At 62.3% G+C, this 771-nt stretch carries 1 tRNA gene and 1 rRNA gene; both read right to left on the reverse strand.

The features are described from left to right. Positions 1-298 precede the first annotated feature (298 nt). A tRNA-Met gene (locus ACTIGC_RS13555) sits at positions 299-375 on the reverse strand. 261 nt (positions 376-636) lie between these two features. Continuing rightward, positions 637-751: ribosomal RNA gene (rrf, locus tag ACTIGC_RS13560) — 5S ribosomal RNA — on the reverse strand. Between the last annotated feature and the right edge of the window lie 20 nt (positions 752-771).

Consider the following 771-nt stretch of genomic DNA (forward strand, 5'->3'; position numbering starts at 1 on the left):
AAATCGGAACTCAGGAGTTTTCTGGCTGAAGCAGACGAACCACCGCCGATGCTGCACCCGAGCATGGCCCTGCAATACCGCAAGCGGGTCCAGCAGCTCTATGAGGCTCTTCAGGGGGACGACGAGGCGCGGCGGGTCGAGGCCGCGGACACCCTGCGGACGCTCGTGGACCAGATCATCCTGACGCCTGCGGGGGACCGGCTGGAGATCGACGTTCAGGGCGATCTTGCTGGAATCCTTGCGATTTCCGCACAAAGCAAAAACCCCGCAGCGTTGGCTACGGGGGCGCAAGTAAAGATGGTTGCGGGGGCAGGATTTGAACCTGCGACCTTCAGGTTATGAGCCTGACGAGCTACCGGGCTGCTCCACCCCGCGCCGGGTGTGGTGATGGCCGTGCATGCTGGTGTTGCGTGCCGGCGAAGTTTTGTGGCTGTTCCCAGTTTGCTGCCTGGAACTGTGTGGGTATTGGAGGCAGCGTCGGGAGCGTGAAGTGGACATGGTGTGTGGGAGGTTCTGCCGGCGCCTCGATCACCCTCGTGAGAGGGTCGATGCGGCGCTTGTTGCTGCTGGCCCCTGTATCGGGTCCCAGTATTGGGCCGGGATCGGCATGTTCCTGGACGGAAGCGTGCTTGGAAGATCTGGCAGCGACCTACTCTCCCGCGTCTTAAGACGAAGTACCATCGGCGCTGGGGCGTTTCACGGCCGTGTTCGGAATGGGAACGGGTGTTTGCCCCCTGCCATAACCACCAGATCGTCAAAGCACGCCCCCCT

The sequence above is a fragment of the Glycocaulis sp. genome, from assembly GCF_051859565.1.
In the GTDB taxonomy this organism is placed as follows: Bacteria; Pseudomonadota; Alphaproteobacteria; order Caulobacterales; family Maricaulaceae; genus Glycocaulis.